We start from the raw sequence: 24,721 nt of genomic DNA, 5'->3' as shown, positions 1-24,721 counted from the left end.
TCGCTCTGATTCGATTGATAGATCTGGCTGGTGGATCGTCTTTAGCAACAATTATTGGTTGATGATTGGCAGGACTTTAGCCGAGTTAATGCTGCTTGATAATAGTCTTTATTGTGTTTTGCTGTGTCTAAAATCACTTCTTTAGCCCAGTTCGGCAATGTTGGATGTATGTGATAAAAGACCCATTTCCCACGACGTTCGTCTTGTAAAATGCCGCACTTTCTCAGCTCGGCTAGATGTCGTGATACCTTGGGTTGGTCTAATTCAAGAGCTGCCATTAAGTCGCACACGCAAGCTTCACCAGCTTGAGATATCAACATGAGAGACTTGAGACGAATATCATCTGCTAAGCATTTGTAAAAACGACACGGGTTCATATATATACTCCAAAATACATATATGAAATTTCGCATATATTTTAGTGAAAGTCAATAAATACATTGATCCATATTCAACGCTGACTTTGTGAGTAAAAGGATTTATTGAAGTATGTTTGTTAGGAAGAAAGCAGTGAAACAATGCTGGATTCAGCATTGTTTCTAAGGAAATTTAGGCCTTTTCTGTTACTTGAAACTGACCAACTAGGGAGTTCAGCTTCAAGGCAGACAAGCCAACACGAGAGGAACGTCTTTGTAATGCTGCGATTGAGCGTCGCATCTGTTCTGTCGCTGCTCCCATTTCATGAGCCGTTTTTGCATTTTCTTTGTTGCTTTCATTGAGTAATAAAATAGCCTCAAACATAGTGTCGACTAAAGCGTATAAAGCGCTGTCGCCCGTGTTCGTTTGTTCGTTTGCCATGAGGTTTTTATCAACATTTTCTGCGCCTTTTTCCATGAAACTTACAGCGCTGCGGGTTTCTTCTTGGATGCCTTCTAGCATGGCTTGTATTTCTTCAGCGGCGGAGGCTGTTTTAGACGCCAAACTACGTACTTCATCTGCTACCACAGAGAATCCACGCCCATGTTCACCCGCTCTTGCAGCTTCAATAGCGGCGTTTAAAGCTAATAGATTCGTTTGGTTGGTGATGTCCGAAATAGTGCTAATGATACCGGCAACTTCATTGGTTTTCTGATCAAGTGACTTTACCGACTCGGCCGTGGTTCGTACTACATCACGTATTTCTTGGGTGCCTGTTTTGGCATCTTCTAAGCGAAATTGTGTTTCTTCTGCTACTTGATTCATGGCTTGCTTCAAATCATCAGCGGTTTTAGAGGCACTTTGTACTTCGTTTATTTGCTGTTGGAATACATTAAGCATGCTCTCCACTGTGGATTCAAGGTATTGCGAAGCTTGGCTTGCTTCTTCATTTGTGCGAACCATAAAGTCATTAGACTTTTTGACGTTGGTGCTGGCCGATATAACTTGCCCCATAGTGGTATCGAGGTTATCGATAAAGCTGTTCATCCAGCGGCCCATATCGCCTGTTTCGTCATTGGCAAGGTTTTCATCTAGGCGTTGTTTAAGGTTGCCTTCACCTTCGGCTATGGTTTGAATGACTTCGGTCATTTGGCTCATACTGCCGCTTATTTTTTTTGTGCTGAATTTATTAAAAAGCAGTCCCGCAGCGGCTAAGCTAGCGAACGCTGCTATGCTGGTTAGAGCGATAGATAAGTTGGTGTAGGCTTGTAGCGAGGTACTGATGATAAGTGGAACGCTGGAAGCGAATAAATAGCTTTTCATTAATTTTAGGTTGATAGAACGGCGGCGGTAAACTTCTTCTAAATCGCCCTCGCACATCATGCCCCAAGTGTCTGGGCTGCCCTTTAACTGGAAGGTAATGCCTTTGCCGATAACGGGGATATGTCTATAGTCTGAATAACCAGGGTAAGTCACAAAGAGGTTTTGGCCATTCTTAATAGTTTCTCGTACGCCTGGGTGCAATTCTTTTGTCGCTGGATCAGTAAAGCGAATTTCAAACTCAGTGTGTTGCTGAACTTTAACCACACCCCAATTTGTCGTTATTCCGCTTTTTAAGTTTTCACCATGACTGAAGGTGTCATCTTCAAAGCGGGAACGGGAAAGCGCGGTGCCAGGTAGTATGGATTTATCGAATTCAGGTTTCACCATGAATAAGTAGTTATCGCCGGATTCCTTATAGATATGTCCAGCTTCACGTTGGATGAGATCGCTAACAACATCGTTGGGTACGCGGGCGCAAATGGCACCAACGCTGATACCGTTTTGCTTAATCGGTAGGTAGAACATCAGTGTGACAGCATCGTGAAACTTTGAACTAGAAGCGCCGATGTTAAGTGTGTTTTGGTCAACATATGGGCCATGAAGGAATGGTGTCTTTAAGCCCGCTTCTACCGCTTTGCTTGGTAAGTCTATTTTATTGATACGATCTTTCTTGGTGGAATTGAGTACTTTGCCTTGCGTATCAATCACGAAGTATTCCGACACATCAAGCACTATGTTTAGGCGCTCCTCTAGAGCTTCTTGTTCGATATGAGGAAATGAGCTGGTGATGATTTCTAATAAAACATCCAATTGTGACCATTGATTATTTACCCAAGTATTGAGTAGCTTCACTCTTGTGTTGGCAATGCTTTCAAAGGTCTTTTCAATATTTGGATAGGTTTCTTTATTTAAATAACATGACCAAAAGAGAGAGAGTCGACCAGTGTTGCCAAACCAAGGTAACCAACGACGTTCTTTTGGTGAAAGTAACATCTGACTGCTTTTCAAACTCATATCAATATTGCTCCATGGCGTTAAGTACTACTTCGTTGCAGATACTTAGGGGGAGCTTTTAAAAAGCAATTTTTTTGCCAGTGTTTTTTCAAATGGAAACTTTAGTTTGATGTTCTACTAACTTATAAAAATACCTTATCATTCGTCTGTATATGTTTTAGAAAGCAGTGATTTATTTAAAATAGATATTTTTACTCTGCACTCTAATTGGTCTTTATTTGTTTTTATTGCTTCATATTGGGTCATTTCGATGAAAAGAAGCAGTAATGTGCCGCTTTTAGATAGAAGTATCGTGTTAGCTAGCAATTGATAATGTGTTTTTTAGCGAGTGGAATATAAAAAACACCGGTGGCCTTATTCATTAAACAAGGAAACCGGTGTTTGTAGCATGTTGTATACCAATAAAAAGTTATGCAGATGCTTGGAAAAGTTTCCTTTTTAACCATTTCGTCCAAATAGGAGACTGAGTAAAAAGTATTAAAACAATCACACTAAATAGTACCGTTGAGAGAGGGCTGTGGAATAAGTTAATAAACAAATCACCTACATTGCCACGCTCAGATAAAATAGCACGGCGCCAGTTTTCGTCAGTTAGCGAGCTTAAAATAACACCCAAGATAACGGGACCAACCGGAAATCCGTATAGGCGCATAAAATAGCCAAATACCCCAAATGCTAGCATCCACCAAATATCTGTAATGGCATTATTAATAGCATAAGCGCCAACAATAGATAAAAGGAAAATTAACGGAATTAAAATGCCTTTCGGGCATTCGACGATTTTCGAGAAAAGCCTGATCCCCGTTAAACCAAAGATCAGCACGAAAATGTTTGCTAATGTGAGGTTGCCGACTGTAAACCAGAACATGTGAGGCTGTTCAACCAGCAACAAAGGGCCTGGGTTTAAGCCATGAATAAACAGGGCACCAATAAATACTGCTGTTACAGCATCCCCAGGAATTCCCAAGGTTAGCATAGGGATATAAGCACCGCCGACCGCCGCGTTATTTGCTGCTTCTGGAGCAATTAAACCTTCTTTAGCGCCTTCACCAAATGGGACTTTGGGCTTTTTGGTAACGCGTTTAGCGTGGTCGTAAGCCATCAGCGCAGCAATATCACCACCAGTACCTGGTAATGCACCTACGATGACGCCAATGAAAGAAGTTTGCAGGCTAAGTGGCATGTACTTTTTAATGTCGGACCATTTCGGAATGATACGAGAGATCTTCTGTTTTACTACTGCTTTGTTCATATGGTGTAACTGGTGTAAGGCTTCAGAAATACCAAACATACCAATCATCACAGCGACAGGGTTAATGCCATCCCAAAGCTCGATAACGCCAAAGGTAAAACGCTCTTCGGCTGTCATTGGGTCAAGTCCAACCGTGCCGATTAAGAGACCAAGAGCGCCAGCAAAAATACCTCGAGCCAGACTACTACCAGACAAAGAGCCTACGAGCATAATACCAAGCACGCCTAACATCATATAATCACGTGGTTGAAACGTTATAGCAAACTCACTTACAGTGGGCGCGGCGATCGCTAAGACAATAATTCCGACAAAGCCACCGACCACAGACATAACAGTGGACAAGCCAATGGCTTCCCCAGCTAAGCCTTTTTTCGCTAAAGGGTAACCATCTAAAGCCGTAGCGATAGCAGAGGGAGCACCTGGGATATTGAGTAATATGGCAGTACGAGAACCACCATAAACCCCGCCCATATAGACGCCAACCATAAGGCATAATGCGTAATTCACGTCCCATGAAAAAGTAAATGAGATCAAGATAGAAACGGCCATAGTAACCGATAAGCCGGGAATAGCGCCGACGTAAATACCCAAGAATGTGCCTAGTGCCGTTAAGCCTAATAATTCTGGGGACAACCACGAAATGGCAAAATAATTAAAAGCATCCATAAGATGGCTATCTCCACAAAGATTTTATTGAGGATAGAATTTCACGCTCAGGTACTATGCCCTCGGGAAGCACGACTTGAAAAACGAGACGGAAAATAATGTACACAACAATCAGTGTAAATAGTGTAATGGCGAGCGTTGTGAGTGCGCTACGTCGATATAAAAACTGGATCGAAATGAACAAAAAAGCAAAGCTGGAGAGAATGAACCCTAAGCTTTCTAATATCACTGAGTAGATAAGAATCAGCGCCATAATAAAGGCAACAATAGGTGGGAAACAGTGATAAACGAAACGAACATTTTCCGCTGCTGGTATTTTGAGCGTGTTCAAAAATGTTATACAAGATGCCAATACCATGACGGCAGAAGCGGCAAGGGGAAATGCGCCAGGAGAACTTAACGAACTAAACCCTGAAATATTATAGGCTTGCCAAAAGAGATAAATACTTCCTAAAACCAAGAGAAAGCAGAATATTCGCTCACCAGGCTTACGAGTTTTTATCGTAGGAGATTGACTGGACATGGTAACTCCAGATAAAGCAAAAAGAGGAGACGCGACTTATTGTCAGTTCGGTCGCGCCTAGAGATCAAAATAGAGCGGTAACCTTATGGTTTACGGATACCAAACTTTTCAGGGGAGAACTTACTAAAACCAGCATCATGGACTAACCAAGAAGATGTTGAGCGATAGGCGTCTAGGAAGTAATCCGCTTCTTCACCTGAAATATTCATAATGGTGAAACCGCGCTTTTGCATTAGGTCAACAAACTCTTTGTCGAAAGCGGCTTTTTGGAAAGCCGACTGCAATTTTTCTACCGCTTCATCCGGCGTGCCTTTTTTCACGAAGACACCAAAGAAAGGGCCCCAAGGTAGGTAAGTTTTCATGCCCGGTAATGCGTCGGTGATAGGTGCAAGGTCAGGTAAAAGCTTATTGGCTTCAACATCCACAATACTGATGGCTTTCATGCGGCCAGCTTTAATTTGTTCGATGGTCGCGCCTAATACCGCTGGCATGACATCAATTGCACCACCTTGTAGCGCGGTTAGTGCTGGGCCGTCGCCATTATAAGGAATGCTGATGTAGTCCAGTTTGACTTGAGAATCCAGCATGGCTGTCACAATAGAAGTTAAGCCGCCTGGGCCTGTAGAGCCAAACTTCACTTCTCCCGGATGGGCTTTTGTATATTCAATGAGTTCTTTCATTGTGTTAAATGGAGCATCATTGTTTGCCACAATAATTGGCGTTCCACGAGCTAGCACATTGATTGCGATCATGTCGCTGTAATCGATGTTAGAAAGACCTAATATTTTATACATCTGAGGGTTTTCAGCCCCCATCAGAAGTGTATAACCGTCGGCTTTTTTAGCATTGACATATTTTGTTGCAATGGCGCCAACACCACCCGTTTTATTCGTTAGAATCAGATCGGTTCCAAGTTCTTTTTCAACGTGAGGAGCAATAGAACGCATAACCGTATCGGTTGAGCCACCGGCTCCCCATTGGATAATGCCTTGTATGTCTTTGGTTGGGTAATCTGCAAAACTTAGAGAAGATGAAAGGGATAATGCTGCTAGTAACGTAATTGTTGTTTTTTTCATTAGGGGCCTCTGTTGCGTCCATCATACGATGGTCTTGGCTTAGTTAATTTTTTATTATCATCTATAAATACCTCATCAATCCTTGAGAGAGCATTTCGAAACCGCTATAACCTTAGCCGATGAGTGATTTATGATAAAGACTATATGTATTCCATATTTTACTCATTTTATTATCTTTTAGTTATAGGTAAATGGCGGGATAGAATGAAAAAGTGGAAAAATGCGTGGTCAGTACAAAAAAAAGCGCACTCTTCTTTTGAAAAGTGCGCTCAAAATGTGTTCGAAGAGGTGAACAAATTACAAATTAATTAAGCTTGATGTACTCGTTCATATTGCTTGGCGTGACGAGTTCAAAAGGAATCCATACTTTTTGATCGACATCTTCACCCTTCATCAGCTTAAGTAGAGTTTGCATTGCGCCTTTGCCTTGAGCCGCCGCATTTTGGTAAACGGTCACATCGAGATCGCCTGCTTTCATTGCTGCTAAGCCGTCTGCGGTAGCATCAATGCCTGCAATGACAACGTTTTTCATATCGATGTCGGCGGCTTTCATTGCTTGAATGGCGCCAATGGCCATTTCATCATTATTGGCGATTACTGCATCAAATGTGATGCCTGCAGTTAGCCAGTTGGTCATTAGATCGTTGCCCTCTGTTCGAGTAAAGTTTGCAGATTGCTCAACAACTATTTTGAGCCCCGAACATTCTGGCGTCGCGATGACATCATGAATATCTTTAGTTCGTTGTTGGGCAGCATTGTCACCTAGTGTGCCCATCATGACGGCGACATCGCCTTTGCCATTTAATAAACGGCATACTTCTTTGGTTTGTAGCGTGCCTGAATCAATTTCATTTGATGCCACAAACGCTTGGTTGTCTGGTAAAAAGTCGACATTTATTGGGCGACGACCAACAAAAACAAGCGGTATTCCAGCTTCTTCTGCATATTCTGTCATCGCTTGTGTGGCGTCAGAATCCACCGTATCTATGATAATGCCGTCCACACCTGAGGCAATGAAATTTTGGATTTGATTGAGTTGTACGCCGATTTCATTTTTGGCGTCTTCCATCTGGGCGTCAACACCTTCCTCTTCAGCGGATGAGCTTAAACTACCACGTAGGACAGATAAGAATAAATCATCAAAGCTGAAAAGACTGATGCCTACCTTATAATTGTCTGCCATAGCAGTGCTAGAAATGAGTGTTGCTGCGAGTGTTGTTGTTAAGAGTAACTTTTTCATTATTTTTATCCTCTAATTTAACGGTGTTAAGCAAAATAGCTTAATGGTTAACCTGTTAGTTTTTTTCATTCATATTAGCGACTTAATGATGCGTGTAACGCATCTATTGAGGTTTTTACGCCCGCTTCAACGGACATGGTTAAGTCTTCCATTTCAAGTGATACCCAATCGTTGTATCCGGACATTCGAACTACAGAGAAAAACTCTTTCCACCACTGTAGATCTTGCCCACAACCTACTGCCACATAGTTCCAAGCACGATTTGCAGTATCTTCAACTGGTTTGGTCTCGAGCAAACCGTTGATATCGACAAGCCCTCGTTCAAGTCGAACGTCCTTACCATGACAATGGTGAATTGCTGGCCCAAGAGCGCGTGCTGCGGCTATAGGGTCTGCCCCCATCCAGATTAAATGGCTAGGGTCGAGGTTTAGGCCAATCATCGGGTCCACTGCGTTTCGTAGGCGGAACAAGGTTTCTGGATTCCAAACCAACATTGAGCTGAAGTTCTCAAGGGCAATTTTTTCTACACCATTATTCTTTGCGTGGACAACGAGGTCTTTCCAGTAAGGAATTGCTACGTCATTCCATTGGTAATCTAAGCGCTCTTTTAAAATAGGAGGCCAGCTAACGGTATATGTGATCCAGTTTGGCACTTCATCATTTGGACTTGCAGCAGGCAAGCCACTCATCATGACGATTTTCTTGACGCCAAGAAGGCCTGCCAAAATCATGGTGTTGTGTGTTACTTCTCGATGATGCTTACCCAGCGTGCCTGGGTCTAAGGGGTTGCCAGATACATTCAGAGCTGCAATTTCTAGCCCACGAGACTCAATGGCGGCCAAGTATTGCTTACGTTTGTCTTCACTCGCAAGTAATTCTTCCATGTTTAAGTGAGGTGCGCTTGACCAGCCACCAGTGGTTAATTCAACGCCCTCAACATTCATGGATTGAAGGGTGTCTAGCATGTCTTCAAAAGACAAATGGCCAAGACTGTCGGTACAAAAAGATAATTTCATAATCACTCGCTTGTTATTGTTTTGTAAAACACATCAATGTGTAAGATAGCGTTTTGTTATTGATAAAAAGTTGGTTTTTCAGGGATATCAATGGCTTCGATTGCTCCTGAATGTTTGGCTTTGAGGCAGACGTCAGCGGTAACTGCGACAACATAGCCATCCCATGCGCTTGGGCCGTTCATTTCGCCTGCTAAAGTCGCGTCGATCCATTCTTGTAGCTCTACATCGAAAGCATCAACGAAGCGTTCTTGCCAATCGACAATGATTTCAGTGGATAAGCGTGCATTGTGGCGGCGTTGCAAGCTGCTTGGTTCTGGTAATGACACTGTGCCTGATTCGCATATTATGTTGCATTGAATGTCATAGCCGTACTGGCAATTCACAAAGCTCTCGATGTTGATCAAAATACCATCACGGGTTCTTAACAGAATGACGTGTGGGTCTTGCAGTCCTTCATCGCAAAGTCGAGTGCCACGAGGTTGAATGACCTGAGCTGAAACATAATCGTCTTGGAGTAACCAACGTAACACATCAAATTCATGTACTAATGAATCGCTAATGGCCATGTCACCAAAGAATCCTGGTGCAGCTGGTGCTCTGTGTGCGCAGTTTAGGATCAGAGGGAGCCCCATCTCTTGCTCGCTGATAACGTTTCTTAACTGACGATACCCTCGATCAAAACGGCGCATGAAGCCGACTTGAACTAAGCGTTTTCCAGCTTTTATTTCTGCATCAACGATTTGACGACAACCTTCTGCGGTGACGGCCAATGGTTTTTCACAAAAAACGAATTTTCCTGCTTCCACTGCGGCCAACACAAACTCTTCATGTGTTGGTCCCCACGATGTTACGAGGATTGCATCAACATCCTTTGATTGAATAAGGTCTATTCCATTTTCAAAATACATAGCACTAATGCACTCTTGCGATAAGAACGCATCAGTTTGCTCGCGGTTTACATCGCTTACGGCAACAATACTGGCACGGCTTAATTTATGATGAATGCGTTTTATGTGGTCTTTGCCAATAGCGCCAATGCCAATTACACCTAACTTTAACGTCATGAAATTTCCTCTGAAAAGATATAAAAATGATAGTTTTGATAGTAAACAATTAGTTCAGGTACGATGTTGCTTAATTGAAGGTGAGCTAAAGTTTGTTGTTAATTGAATGAGCAAAAATGAGATGAGTCGGATGTGGAAAAATAGATACGGATAAGAACGACAATTTATTGGTGATGATTTTTTTCATTTTTATTCTCCAATCAATTGATAAAAAAGAGTTTTATCAATTTTAGTGTTGTTTTTATAATATTGTTATTCTGTATCTTGAAGCGTACATTTTTTGTCCGCCAATTAGATTGATTTGGAGTATTCTCTAAATATTGAAATAAAAAAAGTAAATGACATGATTTACTATCACAAATATCAAAAAAGTTGAGTGCAAATATGATAGAAACTATCAAAAATAAAAAAGCATCACGAAAAGTCACCTTGGCGCAAGTGGCAAAAGAAGCAGGTGTTGGAGTCGCGACAGTTGATCGAGTGATTAATGGTCGAGCCAAAGTGAAGGTGAAAACCATCGAGCGCGTACTGGAGGCCGCACAAACCTTAGGCTTTCATGGCGCCAACTTGATACGCATGCGTTTAGATAGGCAAGGGCGAGAGAAAAAATTAGGTTTTATTTTACAGCGCTATGCGAGTTTATTTTATCGGGAATTAGCAGAATCTCTCCGAGTTGCATGTGCCGAAAATGAACAAGCAGAAATTATACCGGTAATACACTTTTTAGAAGAATTAACTCCGCGGGCTGTAATGCAAGCCATTGAGCAGCTTCGTCATCAAGTGGATGCGATTGCTGTTGTCACCGCGGATCATCCGCGAGTTAATCAATCTATTGAAGAAACTCAGGCAATGGGCGTTCCTGTTTTCACCTTATTAAGTGATGTGACGGCCATAGATAGAGCTGGTTCTATAGGTATAGATAACCGCTCAGCAGGACGTGCCGCTGCATGGGCGATTACCCAATTAGGCCCCAAAGAAGGAAAAATTGGCATTATTATGGGAAGCCATCGTTATTTATGCCAAGAATTGTGCGAAGTTAGTTTTCGTTCCTATTGTCGTGAAAATGCACCGCAGTTTCAAATTGTAGAAGCGGTTGTGAGCTTAGAAGATGCGTCACTAGCTGAAGAGGCGACACTGGAGTTATTAAAGCACAACCCTGATCTAGTCGGGCTGTACTGCGCTGGTGGTGGTGTAGAAGGTATGTTGAATGTACTGAAAAGCGTGAAGCAAGCGCAGGATTTAATAGTGGTATGTAATGAACTTACAGACAAAACACGTACGGCGTTATTAGATGGTTTACTTAATATGGTCATCTCTCATCCTAGGCAACGACTATCAACTCGTTTGATTGATGAAATGGTTGACCCTGAACGCCCATTAAAAGGTCGCCCTGAGGCAACGACATTACAGTTTGATATATGTATTTCAGAAAATGTCTAGTAAGGAAGTGGCTGTAAACAAGTTCTCTCCCTATTGTTTGCAGCCACTTGTTGGAATTAAGGTCATTGCATTAAGACCTAATATTACGAAAGTCAGACAGTTTAGATAGTAAATCGAGATTTATTGCTTTTATCAGGTAAGCCCAGTTTCACGTGTTAAGTTCACTGGTAAGTCATTTTTTACCACCACATTGTCTTCAATTCGAATACCTCCGTAAGGTAGAAAGTGCTGAATGCGAGCCATATCACAGCCGTGGTTCGATACTTCTGCCTGCATTTTTTCTATTAACATTGGAATGAAGTACAACCCTGGCTCAATAGTGATCACCATGTTTTTTTCTAGTGTTCGAGTTAAACGTAAGAAGGGAGCACTGTCGTCTGGTTTGCTTAATGTGCCCGATTTGTCTATTTGGTGTCCGCCTACATCATGAACTTGTAGGCCAAGCAAGTGCCCCAACCCGTGGGGAAAGAAAACCTGTGGGATCTGTTTAGCTAATTGTTCTTCCACACTTAAAGTACAAATTTTATGTTCAAAAAGTAATGTTGCAATGCCCGCAAGAGTATCTTGATGTAAGTCTTTGAAATTAACGCCAGATATTGCGCTACGGCAAAGCTGTTGCTCCATCGTATCTAGATCCTTGATCAAGGCGTTAAAGTCATCATTGTGGCGAGTAAAGGTACGAGTAATATCGCTGGCATAACCGTGCTCGTTAGCGCCCGCATCAATCAATAAAGTGCGAGAGTTGGTAACTTGTTCTATGGATTTATGTTCATAATGCAGTACTGCGGCGTGTTCGTCCAAACCAACAATACCTGGATAAGGTTCTTGGAAAGCGCTTTGTTGGCTGGCTGTTAAAAAGGCGAGATGGATTTCTAGTTCGCTCATGCCCGCTAAGAAAGCTTCTTTTGCTGCTGTATGGCCAGCTGCGCCACGTACGCTTGCTTGGCGCATAGCTTTAATTTCGAAGTCAGTTTTGACCGCTTTAGCAAAATCTACATAGGCTTTTAAGCCGTCACAAGCGACAGCGAATGGCATTGCTTGTGGGCCAAGCCAAGCGGTTCTTTTAGGTAAATCGATAAACCATTTGTCGGTTTTTTTCGCGGTTATAATGTTCCAACCTTGCTGCCAATCGCCATTAGGGACAGGGTTTGGAGCATGCCAAAAATCATCACGGATAGGCCATATTAAGGTTGGTTTTTCACTCGCCTTTAGCACAATGTAAGTTTCTGCTCCAAGGCTAAAAGGAAGCCATTGTTGCGCTCCTGAATAGGCATGGTAAGGATGAGCGTGATCATCCTGAAAGTAATAGCTTTTTTCCCCTGAGGCTAAAACAATGGCGTCTAGGCCAAAATGCGCCATGGCGTTTTCATAGCGATTGATGAGGGCGTTAAGGTGTTCTTGATAGAGTGTTGTCATAGAGAAACTCATATTTTTTACAAGTGTGATCAGGAACACAGGGCTTATATCCGTTAAGTCTGCATTATGGTGTTTTCAGGGGGAAATAAGCGATTAGAATACGCTCAACTCGTCGTCACTCAGGGCTTTTTTTAGTAATCATTTTATTGAAAGCAAAGATCAAAATACGAAAAGTTACGAATCCGCAAAGCACAGAAATGAAGGCTAATAACAAATCATTTTCCACATTCAAAAAATGTTTAAAAATATAGAAAAATGCGATGGTTAGCATAATGCGAATTAAACTGTCTATAAGAGGGTAAAGCTTTGTCACGTTTGTATTTCCTTACGTTTTATTAAAAAGAGAGTATTCGAAAAAAGACCTTCCCATAAAACAGTCTCGAAGCCAATTATTTGATGGGTAAGTACACCGAAGTCACATAATCCTTTGAGCTATTTTTTTGTATGGGCCCAGCTTCAAAAACTTCTACACCGTAATGTCGTCGATGGGGCTTTAAATTGTGTAATCTCATAAAATTGTAAAGCACATGCCATGCTAAAGATAAGTTTTGATAGCCACCAACATAGCGTAGGTGTAAATAGTTGCCCGGTAAGACAATGCGTTCAGGACAGAGTTCACATGGTACAAGGTTCTGTACGGGAATGCCTAATCGACCAGAAAAGTAATGGTAAGCAATGTCCGCTTTTTTGTATAACGCGAAACTGGGGCCCGCAGGTGGATTTTCTGGACCAAGCTCGGTAATTAAATCGCGGAAGCCCTGATCCATCTTTTGTGACATGGGTTGGTTATTCACCACGAATGGTCGAGTCACTGCATCAATATTGTCTAGTTTGGTTTGTTTTAACCATTTAAAAATTGGTGCTTTGTATTCATGGTCTGGTGTAGCGTTATATTTGTTTAGATGAGCTAATAGTTTAAGTAAGGTGAGCTCGGCGTCTTTTTCTGCACGAAAGCGGTAATTCTTTTGCTTCCAACGGCTGTAAAAAGGCAATTTACTGGTTATTTGGAGGGTGATTAAAGTGCGACTTTTTTGCTTGGTTAGGTCGATATTGAAATGCACATCTTTTGGATAGAATGCTGGCGCCTCTAATAAGGTATGGAAATAATGTACGCCCGAGCGCGCTGGCTCTAATGTGATATGCCCATTTTTAATTAGCTTGCCTTGCCATACTAAGCTGGAAGGAAGAACTGAATGAATGCCTGAGTTTGAGTATTGGTAATCAATGTCCGCATCAGGCTCAAATATGAGCCAAGGTAGCCAGTTTTGCCAATTGGTAAGGTCACTGAGGTCTTCAGTGATTGCCTCTATAGGTGCATTGATAATCGCATTTTGTCGGCTAAAAAAGTGGTCTCTGAATAAACAAAAATACGCTACAAAAACGACGATAAAAAACGTGATCAGGAATAGAATGACAAGCATACATACCTCAACCTTAATGGTACATTTAAAGAGGAGTCTATCTACTAATTACGTAAATTAGATAATCATAATCTTGCTTTTCACAGCATAGTGTTTAATGTCACTTTTTAGCAAGGAGGGATTTTTGAGCAATAATGAAACGTGGTGCTAGTGTATCCAGACAGAGGAACGTAAAAATGAAATCGACATTAGTGTGGGACTGGCCAATTCGTGTTAGCCATTGGTTGATTGTACTATTGTTCACGGGTTTGATTATTACTGGAAAGTCAGACGGTGATTATGTGCAGTACCATTTTTACATGGGTTATAGCTTGTCTGCGGTAATTATTGCACGAGTACTGTATGGTTTTTATGGATCTTACTACGCACGTTTTAGTCAGTTTGTGAGAAGCCCCAAAATCGTCTTACGCTTTGCTATATCCTTGTTATCTGGTCGTCCCCAAAAGTACCTAGGACATAACCCTGTTGGTGCATTAATGGTGGTGGTTTTGTTACTTGTACTTTCTATACAGTGGGGAACTGGGTTGTTTACAAGCGATGAAGTGTTTTGGTTTGGGCCGTTCAATGGCCTCATTTCAGAAGAATTAGCCGCTAAACTAGCGTCTATCCACCACTTTTTGCCTAATGTTTTACTGGGTTTAGTCGTCGTGCATGTGTTGGCTGTTCTTTATCATGAATTATGTCTTAAAGAGCGACTTATTGATGCCATGGTTCGCGGTCGTAAGAAGCATTTCATAATGATATCGACCGAAGTCAAAACCCCGCGCTGGGGAGTTATTTTCTCTCTCTTGATGGGGCTTTCTTGGTTGGCAGCATTGTGGATGATACCAATTTAATGCTGCGGATTTAATTGTATAGACAGGCTGGTTATTTGCTATTATTACCTATAATCGAAATTTTTATAAACATATGACTATATGGAAACCTTAGTGTCTGACGTAACAACTTCTAATTTGATTAATTTGTTTGATGATTTACCGGATGCTCCTTTGCCGATATACGCCAAATTGAAGCAAGCAATTACGATGAAGATTTCTTCTGGTGAGTGGCAAACAAATCAACGTGTTCCCTCTGAAGCCGAAGTGGTGAAAGCGTTGGGTGTGAGTCGTATGACAGTGAATCGTGCATTGCGAGAATTGACGGCAGAAGGCTATCTTGTTCGTCATCAGGGACTGGGAACCTTTGTTGCCGAGAAAAAAGCACATTCGGCACTTTTTGAGGTTCATAATATCGCAGAAGAAGTCGCTGCCCGCGGTCATAAGCATCGCTCTGAATTATTAGTTCTGGAATCCGCCAAAGCGACAATGGAAGAGGCGATGACGCTAGGTGTGCGAACTAATCATGGAATTTTCCGCTCAGTGGTATTGCACTTCGAAAACGATTTACCGATTCAAATAGAAGAGCGCATTGTTAACGCGACGTTAGCGCCAGATTATGACAAGCAAGATTTTGCTAAGTATACGCCTTACGAATACTTGATGAGTGTTGCACCTATGACAGAGGGAGAACATCTTGTAGAAGCTGTTTTACCTAATGACATCGAGTGCGAGCGTTTACAAGTTCAAACATCAGAGCCTTGCTTACAAATCAAACGTCGTACTTGGGCTGGCGATGATATTGTCACCGCAGCCCGGTTACTTCACCCTGGATCGCGTTTTCAATTATTCGGACATTTTGGTCGTTAAGTTTTTAATACAATATTGAATCATTTCAACACAGTTCCACATAAGCCCCAACACATAAATACGGTCGTATATGTTGGGTCTTATGCCATGTCACCATTACCCCGCATAACCAAAAAGCCTTGGAACAAATAAGACTAAATCTGGAAATACAGTCATTATGACTAGAGCAAATAGAAGTACGACAGTGAAAGGTAAAACACCTTTTATGATATCCGCAAGCGGAATGCGTGTCGTACCATTGATAACAAACAGCAATATGCCGTAAGGCGGAGTAATCATGCCTATCATCAAATTCACAAGCGTAATAACGCCAAAGTGAATGAGATCAATGCCTAATTCACGACAAGCTGGTATTAACAGTGGCACTATGACTAAGACAACGGTTGCCGTATCAAGCAAACAACCCAATAGTAAAAATAGTACGTTGACTGCAATCATGAATTGTAAGGGTGATAAATCCCAAGCAACTAAAGTATTCGCCACAACGGTTGGAATGTTTTCTGTGGACACTATGTAATTGAAAATTAGCGCGGCACTAATTACTAAGCCAACAGAAGCAGAAGATAAGGCGCTTTGCTTAAAGACACTCACCAACTCTTTGAAACTGATGGAGCGATACACGGTAGCGGCCAATAAAAGTGCATAGCCTGCCGCCACAGCGGCAGCTTCTGTTGGTGTGGTGACGCCACCATAAATACCATATAGCAGAATGGCAGGCATCATAAGTGCTGGAAAGGCTTGCCAAGCAACTTTGGGTATTTCTTTGGCCGGGATACGGGGTTCTTTCTTGATATTGAGTTTACGTGCTTGATAGGCATTAAACGCCATCAAAACCACCCCCATGAACAGTCCAGGCACCAATCCAGCGATGAAAAGATAGCCAATCGATACGCCAGACACTAACGCATAGATAACCATGGGAATAGAAGGGGGAATAATCGGACCAATGGTCGCTGATGCGGCGGTAATGGCTGCAGCGTAACCTGGTGGATAGCGATTACCCTTGGTCATCATTTCAATGACAACCTTACCAACGCCTGCAGCATCCGCTACAGCGGAGCCAGACATGCCAGAAAATATAAGACTTGAGACGACATTGACATGACCAAGGCCACCACGGAGGTGACCAACCATGGCAACACAAAAATTTAATAAACGCTCTGATATGGTGCCTGCATTCATGATATTTGCAGCAACGATAAACAAAGGAACAGCAAGCAAAATGAAGCTGCCGTAAATCCCTTGGATAATTTGTTCGCCTGCTAACGCAATATCCTGTCCGCTTGCAGCTAAGTAAGCGATAGCACCCACTATCATAGACAGTGCGATTGGTGCACCAAATGCCGCTAGAGTAAATACAACTAATAGACAAAGAGAAAATTCAAAGCTCATGACGGATTCTCGTCAGAAAATAAAGAGTTTAACCGAGGAAAAACTTGGGTTAAGGCGGACCAGCTATAACGGAGTACGATCACGATCATAAATAAGCCATAAATACTGAACACATAATTCAAAGGAATGCGTAAGTTTGCGCTTTTCTTAATTTTATAAAACGAGATGTAATCCCAAGTTGGAAGAAATGCATAAGCCATAGTCCCAGCAATACCCAAAGCAGCTATGAGCGCGAATGCTCTTTGGATTTTACGGGGCGATATCGTATACAAAACATCAAAACGTATGTGATCATTTTCTTTTAAGCAAAATGCACTTGCCCAGAATACTAACCATAGCCAAAGGGTGATACAGACTTCTTCGGTCCATGCTAGTGGCATATTAAAAAAGTAACGGCTGATAATCTGCACGATGAAAATGATAAACATAGCAGCAAGGGTGGCTGCTGCTATGTTATCTGCCGTACTCTGTAAAACGCGTAAGACTCGTTTCACAATCATTGGCCTCTAGTTAGTGGTTCCAAGCGCGTTGATTTTCTCAAGCATGCCTTTTGGCCAGCTTTTTGATAAATCAGACTGTAAGTATTCGTTCTGTACGTGTGTACGGAAGGCGTCTAGATTAGGCTCATATACTTTCAGCCCTTTATCTTTGAAGAATTGTACTAAACTGTCTTCAAGAGCAAGTTGTTTTTGACGGGCGCTTTCTGCGGCATCATCAGCTGCTTTTTGAATGCGAACTTGTTCTTCAGAAGAAAACTTATCCCAAGTAGATTTTGAAATTGCAATATAGTTAAAGTCCACAAGGTGGCTAGTCAGCACAATTTGCTTCGTTACTTCATAGAACTTCGCGTCTCTGTCAGTAGGGAGTGGGTTGTCTTGGCCATCTATCGCACCAGTTTGTAGCCCAGTATAAACTTCACTGAAAGGCATTGGTGTTGCATTTGCTCCCAATGAGTTACCCAAGAACTGCCAAGACTCTGTACCAGGCATGCGTAATTTAATGCCCTTTAAGTCTTCCGGTGTTTGTATTTCTTCGTCAGTGCGTAGGTTTACTTGACGGCGTCCTAAATACATAACAGATAAAAGTTTAACGCCCAATTCGTCTTCGACTTTTTCTTTAAGCGGTGTCATAAAATCAGCATTGAATACGCGTTGCTGATGCCCTGCATCTTGCATTACGTAGCCTGCGGTGAAGATTGAAAACTCAGGAAAAAACTCTGAAATTTGTTGAGCGGAGGAAATCGTCATATCTAGATTTCCGCGCGCCATGGCTTCTAATTCTGTGCCTTGCTTGAATAAAGCGGCATTCCAATGGGGCTCAAAAGTAGTAATGTCTTGGATTTCCTTACCAAATATTTCTGTCATTGCTATGGCACGTTGGTCTGTTGGTGATGTTGCTGCAGAAAGGCGCAACTTCTCTGGCGCGGCTAGTGTGGATTGTGTAAATAGAATCGACGCAAGTAAAGTCGTTCCTGCAATCCAGCGTTTAGCGGAATTCATTTGCATGGTGTTTTTTTTCATTTTGGGTCTCCGTTTTTTATTATCTACTGTCTGATCTAGAGGGTACTTTTTATCATTTGAACAAGGTCAATAACGTTTGGTGTGAGAGAGCTATTATCAAAAGAGAAACGAGTGACGCCTTCCCAGTGGCACCTTTGACTACTAATGCGCTGAGAAAAGGTGTTCCAGTTGTCGAGTTTCCAGAGGTCTCGTTCTTCGCCTCTTTGTATCAGTCGTTCTTTCGTAACATCTAGGCTGGCACTCACTTCAACAACTATTATTGTTACGTCTATCCAGTTAAGTATTTCGCATTGGTTTTTTATGTAGGAGCGATCATTAAAGAAACTAACAAAAGGTGCATCGATCACAATGCATTGGCTGGATGATAAGGTATCATTAGCGGCTTGGAATAACGTTCGGTACTCCACGGGCATAATTTTTTCTTTGTATAAGGCTGAATCATCGCGAGCATTAGCAGGTTCGCCATTAAGTTCAAGTAAAAGCCCTGTGAATCCATTGCAAATAGTATCTTTGTCCAGATACGTTGCATTGAGATTGCTTGCTATGGCTTTGGCGACGGTGGATTTTCCGGAGCCCGGAAACCCTACTGTCAAAATGACGGAATGGCCCACTGTTCAGTTACCTCCAAATTCGCATATATAAACTTTGTTCGCATATGTGAATGTTATGTGGTTGTTTATTTTTATGAAATCTGCGAATTAGTATATATAAAACACTAAAAAAGTAAATTGCGTTTGTTAATTGAATGGAATTTGAGTAAATTAATAATACTTACATTCATATATGGGAACCATATTCACATATGCGAACTAAGAAGTGGTGAATTACATGGAAACTATCAAGCTAAATAAATCGGCTGAGCGGGTTGTGGATGTTTTGTTCTTGTTGTCGAAGACTGAGCAGGCATTAACACTTAATGAAATTTGTAAGGCGTTAAGTTTGCCTAAAAGCAGTGCGTTCGAGTTGTTACAGACCTTGGTTTATAAAGGTTTTTTGGAAATTGAAGATGCCCGTTTAAAAACCTATAAATTAGGTATTGGGGCATTTGAAACCGGAATTGCTTATTTATCCAAAATGAGTGTCTCTCAGTTGGCTCGTCCACTGTTACAAGAGCTGAACCGGCAAACAGGCAGCACTGTTTTTCTTGGTGTTGAGGATAAAGGGAAAATTGTCTATTTAGATAAAGCAGAAAACTTTTCCGTAATGCGCCCTACAGCAAAACTAGGCTCTCGTCGATTCATGCATACGACGGGGCTTGGCAAGGCTTTATTGGCCGCATTGGATGATGAAAAAGTTCACTATATCTTAGGCTTAGATGAGCTGCTTCCAAAAACGGTGTACTCCAATGTCGCTGTACAGGACGTATTAAAAGATATCCAAGAAATTCGTGCTCGGGGTTATTCAATTGATAACCGAGAAGACAACATTGAATCCTATTGCATCGGTTCGGCTATTTATGACCAATGGTCTCAACCTATTGCTGCTATTAGCGTTGCTAGCATGTATTCCACTATGAATTCAGAACGAGAGAAAACCATCATTGCATTAGTAAAAGAAACAGCGTTGAAGCTTTCACAGCAATTAGGCTATGGAGGAAATAAACTGTATGCAAACTAATGTGATGGATACTTAATACTTCTAAGGATAAAACAATGTGGAAAAAGTTTGAGAACCTAAAGGCCATTGCTGACACTGGCATTCTATTGATTATTCGTCTTGATGATGAACAAGAAGCGTTGGCCGTGGCAGAAGCGGCAATTGCAGGTGGCATTAAGGCGCTAGAAATAACTCTGAGTGTACCGAATGCATTGGGTATTATTTCCACACTGTCTAAAAAGTACAAACAACAAGGCATTCTGATAGGAGCGGGCACTGTACTTGATGCAGAAACAGCGCGTGCTGCTATCTTGGCGGGGGCTGAATTATTGGTAAGTCCTCATGTTACTGGCGGAATGATTCAAGTGGCTAATCGCTATCAAGTGGTAAGTGTTTGTGGTGCTTATACACCGACAGAAGTTGTTGCGGCAATGGAAGCTGGAGCAGATATTGTTAAACTATTTCCGGCTGATATGCTAGGGCCTCAATATGTGAAAACCATCAAAGCGCCACTGGAGCAAGCGCCTATTGCTCCTACTGGTGGCGTTACCCCTGAGAATGTCGGGGAATGGTTGGCAGCGGGTTGTGTTTCGGTGGGAGTTGGTAGTTTTATTTCTAAAGCAGCACAAGGCACAGGTGATTATTCAAAAGTGACTGAAGCTGCAAAAGTGTTTCTTACTGCTGTAGCAAATGCTCGCCATCAATAATGAACTCCTGATGTGCTAGGTTGCTGTGGTGGATTTGTCTGTTATGTTGATAAAAACACCATTACCTTTCGTTAAACAGAGTGTTTCGCTCTGTTTAACGATCAAACAATGGTTTGTTTCTAACGTCAGTGTTTCATTTTCCCCCACTGTTATTTGACAGGGCTGGTTGGCATAAAAAGCGGTAAATAGGGTGTTTTTTTGTTTTTTCACGTCAAATTTTTGTGGCGCGTAATGGGGAGTGACGTCGGCTTTTGTGTCGCCTTCTCTCACCATGATGTTTAAATCTTCAATACTGCCATGGCTCAATATGGCGTAAGTCTGGTCGCCACCTGAAAAGCGTGCCATGTCTAACGGATTAGTTAGTAGAGTAGTATGGCTATTATTTTGGCCTGCATGCTCGAGAGTCATTCCCTTACCTGATAACAATACCAAGGTACGATGCAACCCTGCGAAATTCGAAAAAACACCATTCTCTTTCACCGACGCTTGGCTGATACGAAATCGTAGGCCGTCTTTATCTTCATAACGTTGAATTTCTAAGGTTTCTCCAAGGCCGTTTTTCCAAGGCATACGAAGGTATTCATCTTGTTTGATAAGGCGAAAGTTTAGTGTGTTAAGCATGGTACATGGCCTTTTTGATGACTTGAGTAAAAGCTGAGCGGCTGCTTTCTTCTTGGTGGTGGTGAAAGTCTTTTATGGTGTGTTGGCCCGCGACAAAAACGTCTTTAACAAGGTTTTCATTGGTGGCGAAGAGCCAGCGATTGAGAAGGTCTTTGGCTTCACTGGCGGCGATAAAAGGATGAGACTCATCCAGTACCATAAAGTCAGCTCGGTTACCTTGGCTTAATCCCAATGATACGTTGCAAGCTTGATTGCCGCCCAACAGGGCTTGTTGGTAAAGGTTGTCACCAACGCTGGTTTGATCTGCTCGATACAAGCGATTGCGCTGTTGGTCGCGTAGGCGTTGTCCATATTCATAAGTGCGCAACTCTTCGACAATCGACAAGCTTACGTGGCTGTCTGAGCCAATGCCCCAACGGCCATTTTCTTGTTCGAACGCGACGCCTGGAAAAATACCATCGCCTAAATTCGCTTCGGTAGTAGGACAAAGCCCTGCTACCGCTTGGCTGGTGGCAATGGTTTGGCGTTCTGCTGCTGTTAGGTGGGTGGCGTGAACCAAACACCAGCGATCATTCAGCCCGATTTCATTGTGTAGCCATTCCACCGGACGTTGTCCGCTGAAGGTTAGGCTGTCTTGTACTTCTTTTTGCTGCTCAGCGATATGAATATGTATTGGAGTGTCTTGCTTTAAAGTGGACAACACCGCTTCTATTTGCGATTTGGTCACAGCTCGCAATGAGTGAAAGCAAATTCCCAATGTATGACGGGCATGATTTGCTAACGCTTTATCGCAGGCTTGATGCAATGCCAAATAAGAATCTGTGGAGTTGATAAAACGGGCTTGCCCCGTATTGGGAGCTTGTCCACCAAAGCCCGAGTGAGAATACAGCACGGGTAATAGTGTCAGCCCCATTCCTGATTCGTCTGCGGCGGCGATGATCTGGTTCGACATTTCACCAAGCTGGCTATAATGCTGGCCGTTAACATCGTGATGCAGATAGTGGAACTCCCCAACTTGCGTGTAACCCGCTTTTAACATGTCAATATAAAGCTGTTTGGCGATGATGTGTGCATCGTCTGGGGTGAGTTTTTGTACGATTTTATACATTAAATCGCGCCAACTCCAAAAACTATCGTTTGGGTTTAAGCTGACTTCTGCTGCACCCGCCATCACTCTTTGGAAGGCATGAGAGTGCACATTGGCAAGCGTGGGCAAGACAGGGCCAGATAAAACATGGCAGTCTGTTGTTGGCGTACTGTCTGCTGAAAAAGAGTGAAACTGACCATTCTTAACAGAGAAAAGTACATCTTTCGCCCAGCCAGAAGAGAGCAAAGCGCGTTCAGAAAAATAGTGTTGAGTACTATTGCAATGCGTTGGGTGTTGGTTAGTCACAAGTCATTTCCTAATGAATATTGATCTTTTGAGTGTAATAGAAAATATAATGTATATACAAGCTGGTTTTCAATGTGTTTATAGTCTATTAATTTAGTCTTGTACTTTATGATTGTTTTCTAAGGTTTTTTCAATTAATAACTCGATAAATTCTTTCTTAATACTGATATTTACTCGATAAATTTTAAAAAATGGCTTGCATCCAGAAAAATTAGATTTTATCTTTAGATTAATTGTATATACATGTTTATTTTTATTGTTGATTTGAAGACTTTCTATTTAAGTTTTAGGGGATTGAAAAATGACTAAGCAAACACTTGCTCAAAAACGTTACCGCGCTGGTGTCGTAAAAGCGGCAACGGGAACGACACTAACGGCTAAATCTTGGTTCACAGAAGCGCCAATGCGTATGTTGATGAACAACCTTGATCCTGATGTAGCAGAAAACCCAGAAGAGTTAGTGGTTTATGGTGGTATTGGTCGTGCGGCGCGCGATTGGGAAAGTTATGACAAGATTGTTGAATCCCTGAAAGAGCTAGAAGAAGACGAAACTTTATTGGTGCAATCAGGTAAACCAGTGGGTGTGTTCAAAACCCATAGTAATGCACCTCGTGTATTGATTGCTAACTCAAACCTAGTACCACACTGGGCGAATTGGGAGCATTTTAACGAGCTAGATGCCAAAGGTTTGGCAATGTATGGCCAGATGACAGCGGGTTCTTGGATTTACATTGGCAGCCAAGGCATAGTGCAAGGCACCTATGAAACCTTCGTAGAAGCCGGTCGTCAGCACTACGATGGTAAATTGACAGGGCGTTGGGTATTAACGGCAGGCCTTGGCGGCATGGGAGGTGCTCAGCCTCTAGCGGCAACACTGGCTGGTGCCTGTTCATTGAACATCGAATGCCAGCAAAGTCGTATCGATTTCCGTCTTCGCACGCGCTATGTGGACGAGCAAGCGACTGACCTAGACGATGCCATGGCGCGTATTAAAAAATACACTGCAGAAGGCAAAGCAGTGTCTATCGCGCTTTGCGGTAACGCCGCAGAAATACTACCTGAAATGGTAAAACGTGGCATTCGTCCAGACATGGTGACAGATCAAACATCGGCTCATGATCCATTAAACGGCTATTTGCCATTGGGCATGAGCTGGGAAGAGTACCGCGAGAAGTCTCAGACGGAGCCTCAGGCCATTGTAAAAGCCGCGAAACAATCTATGGCGAAACACGTTCAAGCCATGTTGGATTTCCAAAAAATGGGCGTGCCTACCTTTGATTATGGCAACAACATTCGTCAAATGGCGATGGAAGAAGGTATCGAAAATGCCTTTGATTTCCCAGGGTTTGTTCCGGCTTACATTCGTCCTTTGTTCTGCCGTGGTATTGGCCCTTTCCGTTGGGCAGCTTTGTCTGGTGATCCAGAAGATATTTATAAAACCGATGCCAAAGTAAAAGAAGTAATCGCGGACGACGAGCATTTACATCATTGGTTAGACATGGCACGCGAGCGTATTCAGTTCCAGGGATTACCAGCGCGTATTTGTTGGGTTGGTCTTGGTCAACGCGCGAAGCTTGGTCTAGCCTTTAACGAAATGGTGCGCAGTGGTGAACTGTCTGCGCCAATTGTGATTGGTCGTGACCATTTGGATTCAGGTTCTGTATCCAGTCCGAACCGTGAGACAGAAGGCATGCAAGATGGCTCTGACGCTGTTTCGGATTGGCCACTATTGAATGCTTTACTAAACACCGCATCTGGCGCAACTTGGGTGTCTTTGCACCACGGCGGCGGCGTTGGTATGGGCTTCTCTCAGCATTCCGGCATGGTAATTGTGTGTGATGGCAGCGATGACGCTGCTGAGCGTATTGCACGTGTTCTTCATAACGATCCAGCAACGGGCGTGATGCGCCATGCAGACGCAGGCTATGATATTGCGATTGATTGTGCGAAAGAGCAGGGATTAAATTTACCTATGATCACTGGTACTCAAGCGAAATAA

Annotated in this window: 22 protein-coding genes; 6 read left to right on the top strand and 16 right to left on the bottom strand. The window is 42.6% G+C overall.

Annotated features, from left to right (window positions below; genetic code table 11):
• Nucleotides 1–41 precede the first annotated feature (41 nt).
• The 8 genes from DFP80_RS16830 to DFP80_RS16795 form a co-directional block, all read right to left on the bottom strand.
• Nucleotides 42–377: a metalloregulator ArsR/SmtB family transcription factor gene (locus tag DFP80_RS16830; RefSeq protein WP_113917974.1), complete on the bottom strand. Its 336-nt coding sequence runs from the start codon at nt 375–377 to the stop codon at nt 42–44.
• 172 nt (nt 378–549) lie between these two features.
• Nucleotides 550–2,694, bottom strand: coding sequence for a methyl-accepting chemotaxis protein (locus tag DFP80_RS16825; protein WP_113917973.1), 2,145 nt, complete (start codon nt 2,692–2,694; stop codon nt 550–552).
• A gap of 409 nt (nt 2,695–3,103) precedes the next feature.
• Nucleotides 3,104–4,612 carry a tripartite tricarboxylate transporter permease gene (locus DFP80_RS16820; protein WP_113917972.1) on the bottom strand — a complete coding sequence of 503 codons (1,509 nt, stop codon included), beginning with the start codon at nt 4,610–4,612 and terminating at the stop codon, nt 3,104–3,106.
• Nucleotides 4,613–4,619: 7 nt separating this feature from the next.
• Entirely contained in the window at nt 4,620–5,135 is a 516-nt protein-coding gene (locus DFP80_RS16815) for a tripartite tricarboxylate transporter TctB family protein (RefSeq protein ID WP_113917971.1), read from the bottom strand.
• 83 nt (nt 5,136–5,218) lie between these two features.
• Nucleotides 5,219–6,211: a tripartite tricarboxylate transporter substrate binding protein gene (locus DFP80_RS16810; RefSeq protein ID WP_113917970.1), complete on the bottom strand. Its 993-nt coding sequence runs from the start codon at nt 6,209–6,211 to the stop codon at nt 5,219–5,221.
• 304 nt (nt 6,212–6,515) lie between these two features.
• Nucleotides 6,516–7,451: a sugar ABC transporter substrate-binding protein gene (locus DFP80_RS16805; protein ID WP_113917969.1), complete on the bottom strand. Its 936-nt coding sequence runs from the start codon at nt 7,449–7,451 to the stop codon at nt 6,516–6,518.
• 74 nt (nt 7,452–7,525) lie between these two features.
• On the bottom strand, nt 7,526–8,467 hold the full coding sequence (locus DFP80_RS16800; protein ID WP_113917968.1) for a sugar phosphate isomerase/epimerase family protein: 942 nt from the start codon (nt 8,465–8,467) through the stop codon (nt 7,526–7,528).
• A gap of 56 nt (nt 8,468–8,523) precedes the next feature.
• Entirely contained in the window at nt 8,524–9,531 is a 1,008-nt protein-coding gene (locus DFP80_RS16795; RefSeq protein ID WP_113917967.1) for a Gfo/Idh/MocA family oxidoreductase, read from the bottom strand.
• A gap of 384 nt (nt 9,532–9,915) precedes the next feature.
• Between DFP80_RS16795 and DFP80_RS16790 the strand changes: the two genes are divergently transcribed.
• Nucleotides 9,916–10,971, top strand: coding sequence for a LacI family DNA-binding transcriptional regulator (locus DFP80_RS16790; protein ID WP_113917966.1), 1,056 nt, complete (start codon nt 9,916–9,918; stop codon nt 10,969–10,971).
• 132 nt (nt 10,972–11,103) lie between these two features.
• Here DFP80_RS16790 and pepQ read toward each other — a convergent pair whose 3' ends face one another.
• A complete protein-coding gene (gene pepQ / locus DFP80_RS16785) occupies nt 11,104–12,387 on the bottom strand; it encodes a Xaa-Pro dipeptidase (RefSeq protein WP_241560298.1) in 1,284 nt (427 codons plus the stop codon).
• Between the two features lie 389 nt (nt 12,388–12,776).
• Nucleotides 12,777–13,808 carry an AraC family transcriptional regulator gene (locus tag DFP80_RS16775; RefSeq protein WP_113917964.1) on the bottom strand — a complete coding sequence of 344 codons (1,032 nt, stop codon included), beginning with the start codon at nt 13,806–13,808 and terminating at the stop codon, nt 12,777–12,779.
• Between the two features lie 176 nt (nt 13,809–13,984).
• On the opposite strand from DFP80_RS16775, the gene DFP80_RS16770 reads away from it, so the two are divergent.
• Both DFP80_RS16770 and hutC read left to right on the top strand, forming a co-directional pair.
• Nucleotides 13,985–14,644 (top strand): cytochrome b/b6 domain-containing protein, encoded by a 660-nt coding sequence (locus DFP80_RS16770; RefSeq protein WP_113917963.1) that lies wholly within the window; start codon nt 13,985–13,987, stop codon nt 14,642–14,644.
• 93 nt (nt 14,645–14,737) lie between these two features.
• Nucleotides 14,738–15,493 (top strand): histidine utilization transcriptional repressor HutC, encoded by a 756-nt coding sequence (hutC, locus tag DFP80_RS16765; protein WP_241560297.1) that lies wholly within the window; start codon nt 14,738–14,740, stop codon nt 15,491–15,493.
• A 96-nt stretch (nt 15,494–15,589) separates the two neighbouring features.
• Here hutC and DFP80_RS16760 read toward each other — a convergent pair whose 3' ends face one another.
• From DFP80_RS16760 to DFP80_RS16745, 4 genes are read right to left on the bottom strand one after another with little or no spacing between them, the layout of a single operon-like run.
• On the bottom strand, nt 15,590–16,885 hold the full coding sequence (locus DFP80_RS16760; protein ID WP_113917961.1) for a TRAP transporter large permease: 1,296 nt from the start codon (nt 16,883–16,885) through the stop codon (nt 15,590–15,592).
• Nucleotides 16,882–17,385 carry a TRAP transporter small permease gene (locus DFP80_RS16755; protein WP_113917960.1) on the bottom strand — a complete coding sequence of 168 codons (504 nt, stop codon included), beginning with the start codon at nt 17,383–17,385 and terminating at the stop codon, nt 16,882–16,884. Before DFP80_RS16755 ends, DFP80_RS16760 begins: the two co-directional genes overlap by 4 nt.
• 6 nt (nt 17,386–17,391) lie before the next feature.
• Nucleotides 17,392–18,405, bottom strand: coding sequence for a sialic acid TRAP transporter substrate-binding protein SiaP (locus DFP80_RS16750; protein ID WP_113917959.1), 1,014 nt, complete (start codon nt 18,403–18,405; stop codon nt 17,392–17,394).
• Between the two features lie 35 nt (nt 18,406–18,440).
• Nucleotides 18,441–19,016: a P-loop nucleotide/nucleoside kinase family protein gene (locus DFP80_RS16745; protein WP_113917958.1), complete on the bottom strand. Its 576-nt coding sequence runs from the start codon at nt 19,014–19,016 to the stop codon at nt 18,441–18,443.
• Between the two features lie 217 nt (nt 19,017–19,233).
• Between DFP80_RS16745 and DFP80_RS16740 the strand changes: the two genes are divergently transcribed.
• Nucleotides 19,234–20,022, top strand: coding sequence for an IclR family transcriptional regulator (locus DFP80_RS16740; protein WP_113917957.1), 789 nt, complete (start codon nt 19,234–19,236; stop codon nt 20,020–20,022).
• A gap of 35 nt (nt 20,023–20,057) precedes the next feature.
• Entirely contained in the window at nt 20,058–20,708 is a 651-nt protein-coding gene (locus tag DFP80_RS16735) for a bifunctional 4-hydroxy-2-oxoglutarate aldolase/2-dehydro-3-deoxy-phosphogluconate aldolase (RefSeq protein ID WP_113917956.1), read from the top strand.
• Nucleotides 20,709–20,723: 15 nt separating this feature from the next.
• Here the strand turns inward: DFP80_RS16735 and DFP80_RS16730 are convergent, their stop codons facing one another.
• Together DFP80_RS16730 and DFP80_RS16725 are read right to left on the bottom strand one after the other, a co-directional pair.
• A complete protein-coding gene (locus DFP80_RS16730; protein ID WP_113917955.1) occupies nt 20,724–21,329 on the bottom strand; it encodes a HutD/Ves family protein in 606 nt (201 codons plus the stop codon).
• Nucleotides 21,322–22,722, bottom strand: a complete 1,401-nt coding sequence (locus DFP80_RS16725; RefSeq protein ID WP_113917954.1) for a formimidoylglutamate deiminase — start codon at nt 22,720–22,722, stop codon at nt 21,322–21,324. The genes DFP80_RS16730 and DFP80_RS16725 overlap by 8 nt, the downstream gene beginning before the upstream one ends.
• 301 nt (nt 22,723–23,023) lie before the next feature.
• On the opposite strand from DFP80_RS16725, the gene hutU reads away from it, so the two are divergent.
• The gene (gene hutU / locus DFP80_RS16720) at nt 23,024–24,721 is read left to right on the top strand and encodes a urocanate hydratase (RefSeq protein ID WP_113917953.1); all 1,698 of its coding nucleotides are present in this window, start codon (nt 23,024–23,026) and stop codon (nt 24,719–24,721) included.

This window comes from Marinomonas rhizomae (assembly GCF_003315485.1).
Lineage (GTDB): Bacteria > Pseudomonadota > Gammaproteobacteria > Pseudomonadales > Marinomonadaceae > Marinomonas > Marinomonas rhizomae.
Note: the sequence above shows the minus strand (reverse complement) of the source record. Positions and strands in the feature narration are given on the sequence as shown.

Coding starts and splice junctions, on each gene's coding strand:
- DFP80_RS16735 (WP_113917956.1), top strand. CDS start 20,058: ATGTGGAAAAAGTTTGAGAACCTAAAGGCCATTGCTGACACTGGCATT.
- DFP80_RS16815 (WP_113917971.1), bottom strand. CDS start 5,135: ATGTCCAGTCAATCTCCTACGATAAAAACTCGTAAGCCTGGTGAGCGA.
- DFP80_RS16750 (WP_113917959.1), bottom strand. CDS start 18,405: ATGAAAAAAAACACCATGCAAATGAATTCCGCTAAACGCTGGATTGCA.
- DFP80_RS16760 (WP_113917961.1), bottom strand. CDS start 16,885: ATGAGCTTTGAATTTTCTCTTTGTCTATTAGTTGTATTTACTCTAGCG.
- DFP80_RS16740 (WP_113917957.1), top strand. CDS start 19,234: ATGGAAACTATCAAGCTAAATAAATCGGCTGAGCGGGTTGTGGATGTT.
- DFP80_RS16790 (WP_113917966.1), top strand. CDS start 9,916: ATGATAGAAACTATCAAAAATAAAAAAGCATCACGAAAAGTCACCTTG.
- DFP80_RS16825 (WP_113917973.1), bottom strand. CDS start 2,694: ATGAGTTTGAAAAGCAGTCAGATGTTACTTTCACCAAAAGAACGTCGT.
- hutU (WP_113917953.1), top strand. CDS start 23,024: ATGACTAAGCAAACACTTGCTCAAAAACGTTACCGCGCTGGTGTCGTA.
- DFP80_RS16795 (WP_113917967.1), bottom strand. CDS start 9,531: ATGACGTTAAAGTTAGGTGTAATTGGCATTGGCGCTATTGGCAAAGAC.
- DFP80_RS16800 (WP_113917968.1), bottom strand. CDS start 8,467: ATGAAATTATCTTTTTGTACCGACAGTCTTGGCCATTTGTCTTTTGAA.
- DFP80_RS16775 (WP_113917964.1), bottom strand. CDS start 13,808: ATGCTTGTCATTCTATTCCTGATCACGTTTTTTATCGTCGTTTTTGTA.
- DFP80_RS16820 (WP_113917972.1), bottom strand. CDS start 4,612: ATGGATGCTTTTAATTATTTTGCCATTTCGTGGTTGTCCCCAGAATTA.
- pepQ (WP_241560298.1), bottom strand. CDS start 12,387: ATGACAACACTCTATCAAGAACACCTTAACGCCCTCATCAATCGCTAT.
- DFP80_RS16730 (WP_113917955.1), bottom strand. CDS start 21,329: ATGCTTAACACACTAAACTTTCGCCTTATCAAACAAGATGAATACCTT.
- DFP80_RS16810 (WP_113917970.1), bottom strand. CDS start 6,211: ATGAAAAAAACAACAATTACGTTACTAGCAGCATTATCCCTTTCATCT.
- DFP80_RS16805 (WP_113917969.1), bottom strand. CDS start 7,451: ATGAAAAAGTTACTCTTAACAACAACACTCGCAGCAACACTCATTTCT.
- DFP80_RS16770 (WP_113917963.1), top strand. CDS start 13,985: ATGAAATCGACATTAGTGTGGGACTGGCCAATTCGTGTTAGCCATTGG.
- DFP80_RS16830 (WP_113917974.1), bottom strand. CDS start 377: ATGAACCCGTGTCGTTTTTACAAATGCTTAGCAGATGATATTCGTCTC.
- DFP80_RS16755 (WP_113917960.1), bottom strand. CDS start 17,385: ATGATTGTGAAACGAGTCTTACGCGTTTTACAGAGTACGGCAGATAAC.